We start from the raw sequence: 14109 nt of genomic DNA, 5'->3' as shown, positions 1-14109 counted from the left end.
CACGCTCGCCGGACCGGAGTGGGCGAGCGGGGCGAAGAGATCAGCGCTTGAGCAGTTGCGTGAGAGAGCGGTACCGGAACTGCTGGATCAACACGGCGGCGACGATGATGCCGCCCTTAACCATGTTCTGGACCTCGGTGGAGAGGTTGTTGATCGCGAAGAGGTTGGTGATCGTGGAGAAGACCAGCACCCCGAAGAGGGCGCCGACGATGGTGCCGCGACCGCCGCTGAGCAGCGTGCCGCCGATGATCGCCGCGGCGATCGCATCCAGTTCGTAGAGGTTCGCCATGGCGGCCTGGGCACTGGTCGCCTGGGACGTCAACATGATCGCGCCCAGCCCGCAGCAGAGGCCGGACAGCGCGTACAGGTAAAGGGTGTGGCGTTTGACGTTGATGCCGGCCAGCCGGGCCGCCTCGGGGTTGCCGCCGACCGCGACCGTGCGCCGGCCGAACGTGGTGCGGTTGAGCAGCACCCATCCGGCCGCCACCACCAGGGCCAGGATCCACACCAGCAGCGGTACGCCGATCAGCTTGGTGGTGGCGATGCCGTTGATCGTGTCGTTGGCGGAGACCTGGGTCTGCTTGCCGGAGATCTGCGCGGCGAGGCCGCGGGCCGACACCAGCATGGCGAGGGTCGCGATGAACGGAACGAGCTTGCCGTACGAGATGAGCACCCCGTTGACGACCCCGACCGCGATGCCCACCACCAGGGCCGTGAAGATCATGCCGCCGGCGCCGTAGCTCTGGGTGGCGAGCGTGGTCGCCCACACGCCGGAGAGAGCGATGATCGCGCCGACCGACAGGTCGATGCCGCCGCCGATGATCACGAAGGTCATGCCGACCGTGACCACCCCGATCGCGGCCGCCTGCTGGAGGATGACCAGCACGTTGTTGCGCACCCAGGTCGGGTCGGAGTACAGCTCGGGCCTGGTGATGATCCCGATGACCACCAGGATGATCAGCACCCCGACCAGACCCAGGTTGCGTACCAGTCCCTCGTCGAGGTGCCGCCGTTCCGTCCGGGCCTCGGGAGGCGCCGTCTCGGTGATCACGTGGGCTCTCCTTCCAGGAGCGACCCCGCCATCACGAGGTCGAGAACGGTGTCTTCGTCGAGCTCGTCGGCCGGCGCCTCGTGCACGAGCCGGCCCTCCCGCATGACCAGGACCCGGTCGGCCAGACCGAGCACCTCGGGCACCTCGCTGGAGACCAGCAGCACGCCCACGCCGTCCTCGGCGAGCCCGCGGATCACCTGGTACAGCTCGGCGCGGGCCCCCACGTCGACGCCGCGGGTCGGTTCGTCGAGCAGCAGGAGCTTGGTGCCGCCGACCTTGGACCCGCGCAGCAGCCAGCGGCCCACCACGACCTTCTGCTGGTTGCCGCCGGAGAGGGTGCGGGCCGGCCGGTCGACGTCGCGCGGCCGCAGGTCGAGCAGGTCGGCGGTCTTGAGGGAGGCGGCCCGCTCGTCACGGGCGTCGGTGAACCCGCCGTGCGCGAAGCCGGCGAACGACGCGAGGGTCATGTTCTTGTAGACCGGCTCGTCGAGCAGCAGCGCCTGGCTCTTGCGTTCCTCGGGGGCCATGCCCATGCCCCGGGCGACGGCCGACCCGACGCCGGTGATCCGGCGTCCGGCCAGGGTGACCGTGCCGGCGTCGGCGCGGCGGGCGCCGAAGATGGTCTCCAGCAGCTCGGAGCGGCCCGAGCCGACCAGGCCGGCGATGCCCACGATCTCGCCCTGCGCGACCGCGAGCGACGCGTCCGCGAACTCGCCGTGCCGGGTGAGTCCCTCCACCACAAGAATGGGCTCGGTGGGGGTCAGCTCGCGGCGCGGCGGGAAAACGTACTCGATGCTGCGGCCGGTCATCTTGCCGACCAGCTCCCGGGTCGGGGTGGTGCGGGCCGGCAGGTTCGCGGCCGTCGTGCGGCCGTCCTTGAGGACGGTCACCCGGTCGCCGATCTCGCGGATCTCGGCGAGCCGGTGCGAGATGTAGATGACGGCGATGCCCTGCGCGGTCAGCTCCCGGATGATCCGGAACAGGTTGGCGACCTCGTCATGGGCGAGCACGGCGCTGGGCTCGTCCATGACGATCAGCCGGGCGTCGTGCGAGAGCGCACGGGCCATGCTGACGATCTGTTTCCCGGCGGCCGGCAACGCCCGCACCGCGCGGCGCGGCGGGATCTCGGCGTGCCCGAGCCGGCCGAGGATCTGCCGGGTCCTCGCCGCCGTCGACCGGCGCCGGGTGAAGCCGAACCGGCTCCGTTCGTGGCCGAGGAACGCATTTTCCGCCACCGACAGGTCGTCGACCAGGTCGAGCTCCTGGTAGATGGTGGCGATCCCGGCCCGCATCGCGGCCTGCGGCGTGGCCGGCGCGAACGGCTCCCCCAGCCAGCTGATCTCGCCGTCGTCCGCGTGGTGCACCCCGGCCAGCACCTTGATCAGCGTCGACTTGCCGGCGCCGTTCTGCCCGAGCAGGCAGTGCACCTCCCCGGCCCGCACCTCCAGCTGCACGCCGTCGAGCGCGCGCACCCCGGGGAACGTCTTGACCACGTCGGTGAGCCGCAGGACCACCTCGCCGGTGACGCTTTCTCCGGCCGCGGTCATGACGCCTGCTCGAAAGCCATGTCGCTGGCCAGCACGGCCGCGCCGGTCACGCCCGCGCGGCCGCCCAGCTCGGACAGCACGACCGGAAGGTTCCCGGTGGCCAGGGGCAGCGAACGGCGGTAGACGACGCTGCGGATCTCCGCCAGTAGTACGTGCCCGAGCTGGGCCAAACCACCCCCGATCACGATCATCGAGGGATTGGCGAACGACACGAGGGTGGCGAGCACACCACCGACGCGCCGCCCGCCCTCGCGGATCAGCCGGATGCAGGTGACGTCCCCCTCGGCCGCCCCCTCCGCCACATCCCGGGCGGTCAGCTCCTCGCCGCCGGCGAGCCGCCCGGCGAGCCGCTCCGCCAGCGCCGGCGACTCCCCGGCCCGGGCCGCGGCGAGCGCGTCCCGGGCCAGGGCCGCCCCGCTGAACAGCGCCTCCAGGCAGCCGGCGTTGCCGCACGAGCAGACCGGCCCGTTCGCGTCGACCTGGATGTGCCCGATGTCGCCGGCGCACCCGTCGACCCCGCGGAAAACGGTGCCGGCCAGATGGATGCCGCAGCCGATCCCGGTGCCGATCTTCACGAACAGGAAGTCGTCGACCGAATGCGCGACCCCGCCGTGCCGCTCCCCGATCGCCATGATGTTGACGTCGTTGTCCACCACGGCCGGGCAGCTGTGCTCGCGGGCCAGCAGCTCGCGCACCGGGTAGCGGTCCCAGCCCGGCATGATCGGCGGCGAGACCGGCACCCCGTCCCGAAAGCTCACCGGCCCCGGCACCCCGATGCCGACCGCGTCGAGCCGCTCGTAGGCGCCGTCGATGCGCGCCTTGGCCAGCAACTCGTTGACCCGCTGCAGGATCACCTTGGGCCCGGAGCGGATGTCGGCCGCCTCGCGGTAGGTCGCGACCGGCTCGAGCCGCCCGTTCACCACCTCGATGTCGATCGAGCTGGCCCCGAGGTCCACCGCCGCGAACCGCAACCGCGGATGGATCTCCACCAGCGTCGATCGCCGGCCGCCACGGGAGGCCGCCATGCCCGCCTCGGCGATCAGGCCGGCCGTGATGAGGCGTTCGACCTCGGCGAGAAGCCGGGGCCGGGTCAGTTCGAGGCGATCACCGAGCTCGGCCCGGGAAACCGCCCCTTCGTCCCGCAGAAGTCGCAATATCCGCAGGTGGAGAGCATCAACCAGATACACGGACACACCTCCGCGGCCTGTTCACACCGTCGAAACACTCGGTGTTGTGCCGGTCACATTAGGCTCGTTCTGCCACGGCAGTCCAGACCTTCTCCCAGATCTATCCCAACTTTCGTCACCAGAGGCAAAAGTTGGCACCGCGCCCCGCTGTTGACCAAGGAGGCTTCGACCCCGGAGTGCGGCGGGTTAGGAACGGGCTCCCCGTGGGCATTGCCGTTACAGGCCGTATTCGCACGTGGCGGGGAGGAAAAGCTCGCGTGCGGTGGGCGGCCGGAAAGACCAGCGCCCGGAGGGGATCCCGCTATGAAGCTCTTCCACAGGTCCGACTCGGACGCCGACAAGCATGAGAAGGGCCCCGCCGCCGCCACCGCGACCCCTGCCACCGCGACCGCCGCCACCGAGACCGCTGCCGGCGACAAGCGCGAAGGCCGGGACGACAAGGCGTACGCGAGCGGCTCGGACGACTTCGACCTCAAGGCCGCGCGGACCACCAGGACCGGCCCGGAGAAGGACTACGACACCAAGGCGACGCCGCCCGCGGCCGGCCCGCACTCGCCGACCGGGCTCGGCGGCAAGGGCATCTTCGCCGCGGTCAAGCGGACCTTCAAGCAGTTCTCCGAGGACAACATCTCGGACTGGGCGGCCGCCCTCACCTACTACGGCGTGCTGTCGATCTTCCCGGGCGCGCTGGTGCTGGTGTCGATCGTCGGCCTGCTCGGCCCGAACGGGCAGGACACGGTCAAGGACACGGTCAGCGAGTTGGCCGGCAACCAGGAAGTCACGAAGCTGGTCAACACCGTCCTCGACCAGGTCGGCGACTCGGGGGCATCCAGCTTCACCGCGATCCTCGGTATCGTGCTGGCGTTCTGGTCGGCGTCCGGCTACGTCGCCGCCTTCATGCGCGCGTCCAACGCCGTCTACGACGTGCCCGAGGGACGGCCGATCTGGAAGACGCTGCCGATCCGGGTCGGGGTCACCGCCGTCATCGGCATCATGCTCATCGCGTCGGCCTTCATCGTGGTCTTCACCGGCGACGTGGCCCGGGTCGTCGGCGAGAAGCTCGGCTTCGGCGGCGTCGCCGTCACCACCTGGAGCATCGCCAAGTGGCCGGTGCTGATCGTGCTGATCAGCCTGATGTTCGCGATCCTCTACTGGGCGTCGCCGAACGCGAAGACCGGCGGCTTCCGCTGGGTCAGCCCCGGCGGCATCTTCGCGGTTCTGCTGTGGCTGATCGCGTCCGGCGGGTTCGCGATCTACCTGGCCAACTTCGCCAACTACGACAAGACCTACGGGACGCTCGGCGGCGTCATCGCCTTCCTCGTCTGGCTGTGGATCTCGAACATCGCCGTCCTGCTCGGCGCCGAACTCGACGCCGAGCTGGAGCGCGGCCGGGCCATCGCGGCCGGCCACGACCCGACCGACGAGCCGTTCCTGGAGCTGCGCGACGACCGCAAGCTCAAGAAGGGCAGCGAGCGCGGCCTGAGCACCAACTAGCTCCCGCTATTTACACAGCATCTTCTCCATCCGCCGGCCCGCGACCGTCAAACCGATCACGAGCACGGCCAGCAGGTAGAGCACGTCGAGAGCCTGGGTCCAGCCCACCGGACCCAGGCTCAGTGCGCGCACCAGGTCGACCGACCGGTACAGCGGGGTCACCTCGATCAGCCAGCGCACCACGGCCGGGTAGGCGGTCGGCGGGACGAACGTGCCGGAGAACAGCAGCAGCGCGAACTGCCCGGCCACGATCAGGTCGAAATCCTGCCAGCTGCGGATGACCGTCGACACGGTCATGCCGAGCGCACCGAACGCGAACCCGATCAGGACCGTCGCCGGGAACATCGCCAGCGCCCGCGCCGCGCTGGTCAGGTCCATCGCCACCATGATCCCGAGGAACGCGGCCGAGTAGAGAACCCCGCGCACCATCGCCCAGGCCAGCTCGCCCAGGGCGATCTCGATCGGCCGCACCGGCGTGGCGAGGATCCCCTCGTACAGCCGCATGAACTTCATCTTCCCGAAGAAGTTGAAGGTCGTCTCGGACAGCGCCCCGGTCATCGCGGCCGAGGCCAGCATGGCCGGCGCGACGAACTCGGCGTAGCCGACCAGGCGCCCGCCGGGCAGCGGCAGATCACCGATCAGCGCGCCCACCCCCACGCCGATCGAGAACAGGTAGAGCACCGGCTCGACGAAGCCGGACACCATCACCACCCAGTACATCGAGCGCAGGCAGGCGATGTTGCGCTCGGTCACCGACGCGGACCGCCGGCCCATCCCCTCGAACGAGACCAGCCGGGGGACGAATCTGGGCATCAAGAACGTGACCATCTCAGACCACCAACCGGCGACGGAAACAGCGGTGCGCCACGGCCCAGCCGGCCACGCACCAGATCAGCAGATAGACCACGTGCAGCAGGCCGATCCAGCCGGGCGCCAGGCCCAGCATCGCGTCCCGGCTCAGGTCGACCCCGTGCCACAGCGGCAGCACGTAGGCGGCCCAGCGCAGCACCACCGGCAGCGACTCCACCGGGAAGAACACCCCGGAGAACAGCGACATCGGCAGCACCGCGAACCGCATCAGGATGGCCAGGTAGCTGTCGCTGCTGATGCTCGAGCTGTACGCCACCGACGGCGCCGCCACCGCCAGCCCGGTCAGCACCGACACCACCAGGGTCAGCGGCGCCCACCACGAGTGGATCGTGCCGAACACGGCCGCGACCACGAGAAACGCGGCGGCCGCGGTCAGCACCCGGAACGCCATGAACGCCAGGTGACCGCCGAGGATGTCGGCCACCCGCAGCGGCGCGGCCGCCTGCGCGAAGTAGACCTTCAGCCACTCGAAGTAGCTCAGCACCGGCCAGGTGGCTTCGCCGATCGCGGTCTGCACCGCGGTCGACGCGATCAGCCCCGGCACGATCCAGTCGAGATAGGGCGCTCCCTCGACGCCGCCGGACACATACGACCCGACGCCGACCCCGAACCCCAGCATCGTCAGCAGCGGCAGGACCAGCGTGGACAGCGCGCTCGACCGCCACGTGCGGCGGTAGTTGACCAGGTGATATTCCAACACGTACGCCCCGGCGACCATCAGTCCACCAGCGTCCGGCCGGTCAGGTGCAGGAACACGTCCTCCAGGCTGCTGCGCCGCACCAGCACGCTGGCCGGCGCCAGCGACCGCCGCTGCACCTCGGCCGCCGCCTTGTCACCGTCCGCCACATACAGCAGGATGCGGTCGGGCAGCACCTCGAGCCGCTCCCCCAGGCCGGCGAGCTTCTCCGCATACGCCTCCTGGGACTCGGCGGCGAACCGCAGCTCCACCACCTCGCGGGTCGAATACTGCTCGATCAGCGCCCGCGGCGAGCCCTCGGCGACGATCCGGCCGCCGTCCATCACGACCAGCCGGTCGCAGAGCTGCTCGGCCTCGTCCATGTAGTGCGTGGTCAGCACGAGCGTCACGCCCTGCTGCTTGAGCCGGAACAGCCGCTCCCACACCAGGTGCCGGGCCTGCGGGTCGAGGCCGGTGGTCGGCTCGTCGAGCAGCACGATCTCCGGTTCGTTGACCAGCGCCCGGGCGATCGTCAGCCGCCGTTTCATGCCGCCGGACAGCGGTTCCACCTTGCTGTCGGCCCGCTCGGTGAGCTGCACGAACTCCAGCAGCTCGTCGGCCCGCTGCCGGGCCACCCGGCGCGGAATCCCGAAGAACCGGGCGTAGGTCGTCAGGTTCTCCCGGACGGACAGCTCGATGTCGAGGTTGTCGAGCTGGGGGCACACGCCGAGCTTGGCGCGGATCTTCGGGCCGTCGCGCCGCGGGTCCAGCCCGAGTATGCGCAGCACGCCGTCGGTCGGTGGGGACACACAGCCGATCATGCGCATGGTCGAGCTCTTCCCGGCGCCGTTCGGGCCCAGGAACCCGAACGCCTCGCCGCGGCGCACGTCGACGTCGATCCCGTCGACGGCCGTGAAACCCTCGAACCGCTTCACGAGGCCACGCGCATGAATGAGTGATTCCACGCGCACGACCCTAGAGAAGGGGTATGACAAAAAGTCAGTCCGGCGGAGCCGTGGCCTCCTGCGCCGCCGACACCAGCTCGCCGGTCAGCTCCACCAGGGCCGGCAACTTCACCGGCGTACCCGCGTCGTAGCGGACCGCCCAGCTCAAGCCGTTCCGGCCGGGCACCCGCCGGCCGACCACCCGCACCCCGCCCGTCGTCAGCGTGTGATGCGACGTGTACGCCACCGACCGGGTCACCCGGTTGCGCACCTGGTCCGGCAACTGCCCCGGCTCCAGCAGCAGGAACGACAGCACCGGCCCGTCCACCAGCACCGCATACTCGTCGCGGTCCTCGGCCGGCTCGGCCGGCGTGACCCGCAGCTCCTGCCCCGACCACGCCGCCTTGTGGATCTCGTGCCAGCCCAGCCGCTTGCCGTCCGGCAGGACCAGCCCGTGGTTGGTGGCGACGAGCGCCCGCTCACCCTCCGGGGTGGGCACCGCGGACCACGCCACCACCCGCTCGTCCTTGCCGAGCGCGGGCCGCAACTCCGCGGGAAGCTTGGGCTTACGCCGAAGGAAACTCACAGTCCACCTGCCGCCTGATCGCGCAACGCGCGTGCCTGCTGTTCGAGAGAGAAAAGCTCACCGGCCAACGCCAGGTACTCATCCTTGTGCGCCACCGGGTTGAGCCGCTGCACCTTCGACTTCAAGTCACGAATCCGGGTGGTCACCGAGCCCACCTGCAGCCGGGCCACGGTGATCTGCACGTACCGCGGGTCGACCGCCCCGTCCACGTGCAGCGGCTCCACCGACAGCTCGGAGATCAGGCCCTTGCCGGCCAGGTCGTCGCAGCAGTCCCGGACCTTCTCGATCCACACCGCGCCGCCCGACGACGCCGACGACGCACCGCCGGCCTCCGCGATCGCGGCCCGGATCGCCTTGTAGACGTCGTCGCCGTAGTCGGCCGGCTCGACCGTGTCGAACATCGGCCCGGCCAGCACCGGCTCCTGCAGCGCCAGCTTCAGCGACTCCCGCTCGACCAGCCGCTGCGGCGCCACCACCTGGCGCGCGGCCGGCCGGGACTGCTCCTCGGCGCCGCGCAGCGCCGAGTTGACGGCCCGCTGCACCGGCTCCAGGTCCATCCCGAGATCACCGGCGAGCTTCCGGGCGTACTCCGGCCGCTTCTCCTTGTCCTTGATCTTGGCGACGAGCGGGGCGGCGCGGCGCATGGCCTCGACCCGGCCCTCCACCGTGTCCAGATCGAAGCGGCTGATCGTGTGCCGCAGCGCGAAGTCGACCAGCGGCTCCCGCCCGGCGATCATGTCGCGGACCGCGAGATCACCCTTGGCCAGCCGCAACTCGCACGGGTCCATGTTGTCCGGGCTGACCGCGATGAACGTACGCCCGACGAAACGCTGGTCCTCCTCGAAGGCGCGCAGCGCCGCCTTCTGCCCGGCCGCGTCCCCGTCGAACGTGTAGATGATCTCGCCGGTGAAGCTGTCGCTGTCCATCAGCAGCCGCCGCAGCACGCCGATGTGGTCGATGCCGAACGCGGTGCCGCAGGTCGCGACCGCGGTCGGCTCACCGGCCTCGTGGCAGGCCATCACGTCGGTGTAACCCTCCACGATCACCGCCCGCCCACGCTTGGCGATCTCCCGTTTGGCCTGGTCGATGCCGTAGAGCACGTGCGACTTCTTGTAGAGCGGCGACTCCGGCGTGTTCAGGTATTTCGGGCCGTCGTCATCGTCGAACAGCTTCCGCGCGCCGAACCCGATCACGTCGCCGGACAGGTCCTTGATCGGCCACAGCAGCCGCCGCCGGAACCGGTCGATCAGCGACCCGGAGCGGGCCGGCTTGGTGAGCCCGGCTGTGTTGAGCTCCTCGGCGGTGAAGCCTTTCTGCCGCAGATGCTTGGCGAGCGCGTCCCACGAGTCCGGCGCGAAGCCGCACCCGTACCGCTCGGCGGCGTCCCGCCCGAACCCACGCTGAGCGAGGAACTCCCGAGCCTTACGAGCGCCGGGCGTGCTGAGCTGGTCGCGATAGAACTCGGTCGCGCTCGCATGGGCGGCGAGCAGCCGCTGCCGCTGACCCACCTGCGGCCGCGGCACGTTCGGCGAGTTGTCGGTGTCGTACCGCAGCTGAATGCCGGCCCGCGACGCGAGCCGCTCGATCGACTCCATGAACGACAGGTGTTCCGCGTCCATCAGGAACTTGATGGCGTCCCCGCCCTGGCCGCAACCATGGCAATAGTACACATTTCGGGCAGGTGCGACCGTGAAGGATGGTGTCTTCTCGTCGTGGAAAGGGCACAGCCCTTTCAGGTTGCCGCCGCCCGCGGGTCGCAACGTCACCGACTCGTTGATGATGTCAGCGATCGACGTCCGGTCCCGGACCAGCGCGATGTCCTCGTCCTTGACCCTGCCCGCCACGGCATACATCCTGCCTCGCGCCGGGTGCGCCCCGCCAGCAGGGTCAGGTGTGCGTCGTCACCAGGCTTCGGTGCCACGCCACCGCGGCGTGGTCGGTGAGGGACGCGACCTGGTCGATGACCACTCTGAGTGCGGCGGCGTCGCTCTCGGCGGCGGCATGCAACGGCCCGAAGACCACATCCAACCTTTCCGGTGTACGGGTGAGAGCGTGCACCAACTCGACCAGGATGGTGCGCTGCTGGTCGTACCAGTCCTCGGCGGCCCGGGTACGCATCACGTAGCGCAACGCCATACCCTTCAGGAGCGCGCACTGGTTACGGACGGTGCGCGGCACGATGAGGTCGGCCTCGTAGCGGCGGACCGGGTCGGCGCCGTAGCGGCTCTGCGTGGCGCCGATCGCCGACGCGACGAACCGGCCGGTGAGGATGCTGGTCATCCGTTTGAGGACGACCTGGGCGTCGAACGTGCCGTCGTAGTCGGCGACCGGGGTCACCGCCGGGTCGGCGAGCAACTGGTCGAGCGCCTCGGCGAGGGCGTCGGCCGGCTCGTCGGAGTAGGTCTCGGCGACGTCGGCGCAGAGGGCGGCCCGTTCGGCCGGGTCGTCGAGCAGCGGGCGCAACGTCAGGTAGCCGCCGTGGACGCCGTCCTCCACGTCGTGCACCGAGTAGGCGACGTCGTCGGCCCAGTCCATCACCTGCGCCTCCAGGCAGCGGCGCTCGCCGAGCTCGGCCGGGTGCATCCAGTCGAAGACGGCGCGGTCATCGGCGTACACCCCGAATTTGCGGTTTCCGGGTTTACGCGACCAGGGGTATTTGGCGCAGGCGTCGAGGGAGGCGCGGGTGAGGTTGAGGCCGGCGCCGGGGACCTTGGCTTCGAGGCGGGTGAGCACCCGAAGGGTCTGTGCATTGCCCTCGAAGCCGCCGCAGGCCTCGGCGACCTGGTCGAGGGCGTGTTCGCCGTTGTGGCCGAACGGCGGGTGGCCGAGGTCGTGGGCGAGCCCGGCGACGTCGACGACGTCCGGGTCGCAGCCGAGCCGGGTGCCCATCTCGCGGGAGATCTGGGCGACCTCCAGGGAGTGCGTCAGGCGCGTACGCAGGAAATCGTCGGACCCGGCCGTGTGCACCTGGGTCTTGGATGCCAGCCGGCGGAAGCCGGCCGAATGCAGCACGCGTGCCCGATCGCGCTGATATGGGGTCCTTCCGTAGCCGCTGTCCTTGGCGGGTTCGCTTATCCAGCGTTGGGCGTCGAGCGCCGTCATGATCCCCCGTCCATGGACCGCCCCGCCTCCACCCGTGAAATGCCTGAAGACTCCACACTAAGCGCCCACGAGCCGATGCCGATGTAGTAGCCGTGGAGTCCGAATCGCGGGGTGGCCGGAGTGTGACCATCGTGGCCCGCCTGTTGCTGATGGGCGCGGCCGGTCTGATCTCGGTGGGCCTGGTGGCCGGGTTCTCGATCTACAGCTCGCATGTGCAGGCGGACGCGAACCGGGACATCGCGCGGGTGTCCGACGGGATGAGCCACCAGTGGAACGCGGACATGATGCACGACGCGCTGCGGGCGGACGTGATGTCGGCGATGTACGCGACGTCGGCGGCGCAGCGCTCGGCGTACGCGGTGGACGAGGTCACCGAGCACGGTCAGACTCTTCTCGACAATTACGACGCCGCCGCGCTCGAGGCGCCGGCCGCCCTGCTGGACGACTACGCCCGGGTGCGGCCGCGGCTGGTGACCTACCAGGAGACGGCGGCGCAGGTGGTGAGCACCGCCGCGACCGATCACGCCGCGGCCGCCGGGCAGCTCGGCGACTACCTGAAGATCTACGCGGAACTCGAGGAGGATCTCGGCGCCCTCGACGACAGCATGCTGGCGGCGGTCCAGGCGGCCAGCGAGCAGGGCGTGTCGTCGGCCCGCAAGAGCGACTGGCTCATCGGGCTGGCCGCCCTGGCCGGCGCGCTGATCACCGTGCTGGCCGGGTGGCGGACCCTGCGGGCGATCCGGCGGCCGCTGCAGGAGATGCTGACCGGCCTGCGGGCGGCGGCCGGCTGCGACCTGACCGTGCGGGTGCCGGTGCTGCACCGCGACGAGCTGGGCGAGATGGCCGGGGCGCTGAACGGCGCGATGGGGTCGCTGCGCGACACGGTGGCGTCGACCGCCACCAGCATCGGCACGCTGACCTCGGCCAGCGGCGACCTGCGGACGCTCGCCGGCGACCTGGACGGCTCGGCCGAGCGGACGTCGGCACAGGCGCGCAGCGCGGACACGTCGGCGCGGCACGTGGCGGCGGCCGTCGGTGACATGACGACGGCGATGGACGAGCTGGCCGCGTCGATCCGGGAGATCGCCCGGCAGACGGCGTCGGCGACGGCTACCACGAGTGAGGCCACCCAGAACGCGGCCCAGACCGCGGCGGCGGTGTCGAAGCTGAGCGACGCGAGCCGGGAGGTCGGCGACATCGTCCAGCTGATCACCAACATCGCCGAGCAGACCAACCTGCTGGCGCTGAACGCGACGATCGAGGCGGCCCGGGCCGGCGAGACCGGCAAGGGGTTCGCGGTGGTGGCGACCGAGGTGAAGGACCTGGCCCAGGCCACCGCCCAGGCGACCGCGGACATCACCGCGAAGATCTCGGCGATGCAGGAGATGACGACCGGGACGGCGGCGGCGATCGCCTCGATCACCGCCGTGATCGAGCAGATCGACGACGGTCAGCGGACGATCGCGGCGGCGGTGGAGCAGCAGTCGGCGACCACCGAGTTGATGTCACGGAACGTGAGCGACGTGTCGGCCGCGGCCGGGGAGATCACCGGCACGGTCACCAACATCACCAGGTCGACGGAGGCGACGGCGGAGGGCGCGAACACGACGCGCAACTCGGCCGAGGTGGTGAGCGCCGCGGCCGGCGAGATCTCGACGCTGATGGCCCGCTTCCGCTACTAGCGCTTTTTCTCGGACAGGACGCAGAACTCGTTGCCCTCCGGGTCGGCCAGGACCACCCACGGGACGCTGTGCTGGCCGATCTCGGCGAGCCGGGCCCCCATGTTGACCAGGCGTTCCACCTCCATCTCCTGATCCTCCGGGCGCAGGTCGATGTGCAGGCGGTTCTTGACCGTCTTCGGTTCCGGCACCGGGGTGAACAGCAGGCCGGGCAGTTCGTCGGGAGTGCGCCGGATCTCCACCTCGTCCGGGGCCTCGTGCACGATCGCGTACCCGAGTGCCTCCGCCCACCAGCGGGCCAGCCGATGCGGGTCCTCCGCGTCCACGACGATCTGTTCCCAGCGGATCGGCATATGGCGCCCCCCTTATCGAAAAGTGACGATCATGTTACGCGCTCCCGCCGAGAGCGCTCGGTCCCGACAATGCCCCCAGCCGGGCCGGACCACAACGGCGCAGACCGTCGACCATGACGCACAGCGGGTGCGACTGGTCACCGCGCGGCCGCCGCAGGATGGCCCACGGTGACACCGCAAGCATGTTCATGCATCTCGGGTCGCCATCCGGTCGGGGGAAATCTGCTTGAGGAGAGACGTGCCGGGCGTCGATCACTGTTTACAGGAGGCCATGGCGATACCTGGCGCGGTCGGCGCCAGCATCGTCGACTACACCACCGGCTTCCCGGTCGCCACGACCGGAGCCGCACCGAACTCCGACCATGAGGCGGCCGCGGCCGGGACGGCGGACGTGGTCCAGGCCGCGACCAGCCGGTCGCTGTTCGTCTCGGCGTTACCGCACGACCTGCTGGAAGACCTGATCATCACGACGGCCGGCGGCTATCACCTGCTCCGGCTCGTGCACACCGACTTCGACAGCCGGTTGGTCCTCTACGTCTGGCTGGACCGGCAACAGGGGAATCTCGCGGTGGCCCGCCGCCGCATGCAGAAACTCGCCGATGAGCTGGTTGCCACTTGAG

The 14109-nt window shown here is 70.2% G+C and carries 13 protein-coding genes; 3 read left to right on the top strand and 10 right to left on the bottom strand.

The features are described from left to right. Nucleotides 1-40: 40 nt before the first annotated feature. From Adu01nite_RS37325 to Adu01nite_RS37315, 3 genes are read right to left on the bottom strand one after another with little or no spacing between them, the layout of a single operon-like run. Nucleotides 41-1051, bottom strand: coding sequence for an ABC transporter permease (locus tag Adu01nite_RS37325; protein ID WP_203734014.1), 1011 nt, complete (start codon nt 1049-1051; stop codon nt 41-43). Continuing rightward, a complete protein-coding gene (locus tag Adu01nite_RS37320) occupies nt 1048-2598 on the bottom strand; it encodes a sugar ABC transporter ATP-binding protein (protein ID WP_203734013.1) in 1551 nt (516 codons plus the stop codon). The genes Adu01nite_RS37325 and Adu01nite_RS37320 overlap by 4 nt, the downstream gene beginning before the upstream one ends. Beyond that, complete coding sequence (locus tag Adu01nite_RS37315) at nt 2595-3785, bottom strand: ROK family protein (RefSeq protein WP_203734012.1); 1191 nt, start codon at nt 3783-3785, stop codon at nt 2595-2597. Before Adu01nite_RS37315 ends, Adu01nite_RS37320 begins: the two co-directional genes overlap by 4 nt. A gap of 303 nt (nt 3786-4088) precedes the next feature. Between Adu01nite_RS37315 and Adu01nite_RS37310 the strand changes: the two genes are divergently transcribed. Beyond that, nucleotides 4089-5279, top strand: coding sequence for a YihY/virulence factor BrkB family protein (locus tag Adu01nite_RS37310; protein WP_203734011.1), 1191 nt, complete (start codon nt 4089-4091; stop codon nt 5277-5279). A gap of 6 nt (nt 5280-5285) precedes the next feature. Here Adu01nite_RS37310 and Adu01nite_RS37305 read toward each other — a convergent pair whose 3' ends face one another. The 6 genes from Adu01nite_RS37305 to Adu01nite_RS37280 are packed head-to-tail and all read right to left on the bottom strand — an operon-like array spanning nt 5286 to nt 11457. After that, nucleotides 5286-6095, bottom strand: coding sequence for an ABC transporter permease (locus tag Adu01nite_RS37305; protein ID WP_379138130.1), 810 nt, complete (start codon nt 6093-6095; stop codon nt 5286-5288). Between the two features lie 13 nt (nt 6096-6108). After that, a complete protein-coding gene (locus tag Adu01nite_RS37300; RefSeq protein ID WP_203734009.1) occupies nt 6109-6867 on the bottom strand; it encodes an ABC transporter permease in 759 nt (252 codons plus the stop codon). Continuing rightward, complete coding sequence (locus tag Adu01nite_RS37295; RefSeq protein WP_203734008.1) at nt 6867-7790, bottom strand: ABC transporter ATP-binding protein; 924 nt, start codon at nt 7788-7790, stop codon at nt 6867-6869. The genes Adu01nite_RS37300 and Adu01nite_RS37295 overlap by 1 nt, the downstream gene beginning before the upstream one ends. Before the next feature lie 34 nt (nt 7791-7824). Further along, nucleotides 7825-8355, bottom strand: a complete 531-nt coding sequence (locus tag Adu01nite_RS37290; RefSeq protein WP_203734007.1) for a hypothetical protein — start codon at nt 8353-8355, stop codon at nt 7825-7827. After that, nucleotides 8352-10208 carry a DNA primase gene (gene dnaG, locus Adu01nite_RS37285; RefSeq protein ID WP_203734006.1) on the bottom strand — a complete coding sequence of 619 codons (1857 nt, stop codon included), beginning with the start codon at nt 10206-10208 and terminating at the stop codon, nt 8352-8354. The genes Adu01nite_RS37290 and dnaG overlap by 4 nt, the downstream gene beginning before the upstream one ends. Before the next feature lie 34 nt (nt 10209-10242). Next, nucleotides 10243-11457 (bottom strand): deoxyguanosinetriphosphate triphosphohydrolase, encoded by a 1215-nt coding sequence (locus Adu01nite_RS37280; RefSeq protein WP_203734005.1) that lies wholly within the window; start codon nt 11455-11457, stop codon nt 10243-10245. 122 nt (nt 11458-11579) lie between these two features. On the opposite strand from Adu01nite_RS37280, the gene Adu01nite_RS37275 reads away from it, so the two are divergent. Next, nucleotides 11580-13139, top strand: coding sequence for a methyl-accepting chemotaxis protein (locus Adu01nite_RS37275; RefSeq protein WP_239132993.1), 1560 nt, complete (start codon nt 11580-11582; stop codon nt 13137-13139). Here the strand turns inward: Adu01nite_RS37275 and Adu01nite_RS37270 are convergent. Next, on the bottom strand, nt 13136-13489 hold the full coding sequence (locus Adu01nite_RS37270) for a VOC family protein (RefSeq protein WP_203734004.1): 354 nt from the start codon (nt 13487-13489) through the stop codon (nt 13136-13138). The genes Adu01nite_RS37275 and Adu01nite_RS37270 overlap by 4 nt on opposite strands. A 271-nt stretch (nt 13490-13760) precedes the next feature. Here Adu01nite_RS37270 and Adu01nite_RS37265 point away from each other — a divergent pair, with 271 nt between their 5' ends. Further along, nucleotides 13761-14108, top strand: a complete 348-nt coding sequence (locus tag Adu01nite_RS37265; RefSeq protein ID WP_239132992.1) for a roadblock/LC7 domain-containing protein — start codon at nt 13761-13763, stop codon at nt 14106-14108. Nucleotide 14109 lies beyond the last annotated feature (1 nt).

This window comes from Paractinoplanes durhamensis, assembly GCF_016862175.1.
GTDB lineage: Bacteria > Actinomycetota > Actinomycetes > Mycobacteriales > Micromonosporaceae > Actinoplanes > Actinoplanes durhamensis.
The sequence above is the reverse complement of the archived record's forward strand: the minus strand, read 5'-3'. Positions and strand labels throughout refer to the sequence as shown.

Excerpts from the sequence above, each read along its gene's own strand:
- Adu01nite_RS37320 (WP_203734013.1), bottom strand. The coding sequence starts at position 2,598 with ATGACCGCGGCCGGAGAAAGCGTCACCGGCGAGGTGGTCCTGCGGCTC.
- Adu01nite_RS37310 (WP_203734011.1), top strand. The coding sequence starts at position 4,089 with ATGAAGCTCTTCCACAGGTCCGACTCGGACGCCGACAAGCATGAGAAG.
- Adu01nite_RS37300 (WP_203734009.1), bottom strand. The coding sequence starts at position 6,867 with ATGGTCGCCGGGGCGTACGTGTTGGAATATCACCTGGTCAACTACCGC.
- dnaG (WP_203734006.1), bottom strand. The coding sequence starts at position 10,208 with ATGTATGCCGTGGCGGGCAGGGTCAAGGACGAGGACATCGCGCTGGTC.
- Adu01nite_RS37280 (WP_203734005.1), bottom strand. The coding sequence starts at position 11,457 with ATGACGGCGCTCGACGCCCAACGCTGGATAAGCGAACCCGCCAAGGAC.
- Adu01nite_RS37270 (WP_203734004.1), bottom strand. The coding sequence starts at position 13,489 with ATGCCGATCCGCTGGGAACAGATCGTCGTGGACGCGGAGGACCCGCAT.
- Adu01nite_RS37265 (WP_239132992.1), top strand. The coding sequence starts at position 13,761 with ATGGCGATACCTGGCGCGGTCGGCGCCAGCATCGTCGACTACACCACC.